The organism is Alphaproteobacteria bacterium (assembly GCA_035625915.1).
Taxonomy (GTDB): domain Bacteria; phylum Pseudomonadota; class Alphaproteobacteria; order JACZXZ01; family JACZXZ01; genus DATDHA01.
The window spans coordinates 1-2,085 of sequence record DASPOR010000172.1 but is presented as its reverse complement, the minus strand read 5'-3'; the positions used below and the strand labels follow the sequence as shown (position 1 = coordinate 2,085).

Genomic DNA, 2,085 nt, shown 5'->3' with positions numbered 1-2,085 from the left:
CGTTACCTGAGGGCTCGATCTCGGCGCGCCTCCGTGCCGGCGTCGCGTCCAGCGGTCCGGAGGACGTGGATGCCAACGTCTGGCTCGACAATTGGCAGCGCGGTGGCACCTTGCTTGAGCAGCGCCGCACCTCGCCACCTGGGACCAGACCATGGTGCTGCTCTGGTTCGAGGATGAGGAGATGCCGGCGCCACTCCGCGATCGCAAGGAGCGCGAGGAAGAAGAATTTGGACTCGCCGAACTCGACGGCACTCTCCTCTGGCCCGGACGGAGGAAGCGCAAATAACCATGGCCACCACAACGCTTCTATTTCTTTTTCCAAAGCCCGACGACGGACTCGAACGCCAAGCCGAGATGCACCGCGGTTCGCCGCGGCATCGGGCACGCCAAGAACCCGACCAGCCACCGGGATGAGGGCACCCCCTTCTGGTGTGTTAGCGCCTGGCAATTGGTGCGACGACCGTTTCCACGTTCCAAAAGCCGCGGGGCCGATCATTGACGCGCATTTGTTGCGCCCCCAGCCGATGTTCGCGTCGACGTGGTCCGCGTGCCGGTGCCTGATCCTGCCGATCGGTATGCAAGCGCCAAACATCGATTTCGCGCAAAAGGTCGACGTACGGGGCCTTGAGCCATTGAGACGCGCATCTCTCGACAGGTCGCAACGCTTGGTGCTGCCGGCATCAAGGCGCCGATGTCATTGACGAGGCTCAGGTTCGGCGGCCGCTCCCCGGCTTCGGGACTATCGATCGGTGCGGCATGGCGTCGGGGTGCTGCCGAGCGCGCTCGCAAGCCAAAACGGCGGGTTAAAATCGGTGCTAGGGGTTGCGGCGCGCCTCCCTATCGGCAGAATTACACATATGCTACCAGTCCCCCCAATAACAGCACAGAGGACATCCCGGATGAACGGACTGCCGGCAAGCCAAACAGCCGAGGCTGACGATCGGCCGCGAATGGCGCGCATTGGCGATACGCCAAGACTCACGGATCGCGCCTATCGGGCGCTCAAGGACTACATCACCTCGCTGAGTATCTATGATCAACCGGGTGAAGTGCGGATCGACGAACGGCAACTCGCCGAGAATCTTGGAATCAGCCGTACGCCAGTCCGTGAAGCCGTGGTCCAACTCGAACGTGAGGGATTTGTCCGCTCAGTCCCCAGACGCGGCATCTATATTATCCGCAAGACCAAGCGTGACGTCATTGAAATGGTCACCGCTTGGGCAGCACTCGAGAGTATGGCGGCGCGACTCGTCACCCTTGAGGCGACGGACGAGCAGATCGCAAGCCTGCGCGCCATGTTTTCCACGTTCGAAGATGGCCAGATTCATGCCAAGCTCGACGAATATTCCGATGCCAATATTCGCTTTCACCAGTCCATCATCGATATGAGCAACAACAGTGTGCTCATTGGTTTGGCGGAGAATCTATTCGCACAAATGCGAATGATCCGGCACAAAACGATTGGTGAATTGGATCGCGCCGAGCGTTCGATTCGCGATCACATGGCCATCATTCAAGCGCTCGAGGCGCGCGAGACCGAAAAGGCCGAGGACCTGGTCCGCCGACACGCACTCGGCCTTGCCGAGCATATTGCCCAACACGCCGACTACTTGGAGACAAGCTGACGGCGATCTCTGCGACCGCAAAAGGCGGCGCTTCACGAATGCTTTGAATTCGCCCTGTTCGTCGGCAAATTACTGCTGATTGCTGGCGCCGCGATTGGTCACGAGTTCGGCCATTTGTCGGGAGGTATCGCTGCCAGCTGAACGAAGTGCTTCGATCACCCGTTTTTGGTCGCGTTCGGGTCGGTTTTGACTGACTTTCCACTTTCCCTCGATGCGATCAATCGGGATCTCGATGCCGACAATCGCCCTGATTTGTGCGTCGATAAAGGGCTTGGGTGCATCACTAACCGCCCACGGCTCGGCACGCGCTGCCTCTTGCCGGCGCGTCAGCTCGGTGACCTGCGCAGTAATCCAGCCGGGGTCCTCAATGACGCGCGGCTTGCCGTAGACATGCACGGCCACATAGTTCCAGGTGGGCACCACCTTTCCGGTCTCTTGCTTGGTTTCGTACCAGGACGGC

Annotated in this window: 3 protein-coding genes; 2 read left to right on the top strand and 1 reads right to left on the bottom strand. The window is 60.2% G+C overall.

What is annotated here, in order from left to right; translation table 11 throughout:
- The first annotated feature begins 151 nt into the window (after nt 1-151).
- Complete coding sequence (locus VEJ16_13370; protein HYB10653.1) at nt 152-286, top strand: hypothetical protein; 135 nt, start codon at nt 152-154, stop codon at nt 284-286.
- A gap of 613 nt (nt 287-899) precedes the next feature.
- Nucleotides 900-1,625, top strand: coding sequence for a GntR family transcriptional regulator (locus VEJ16_13365; GenBank protein ID HYB10652.1), 726 nt, complete (start codon nt 900-902; stop codon nt 1,623-1,625).
- 69 nt (nt 1,626-1,694) lie between these two features.
- Here VEJ16_13365 and VEJ16_13360 read toward each other — a convergent pair.
- Nucleotides 1,695-2,085: FMN-binding negative transcriptional regulator (locus VEJ16_13360; GenBank protein HYB10651.1), on the bottom strand; the 391-nt coding region annotated here is incomplete at its 5' end.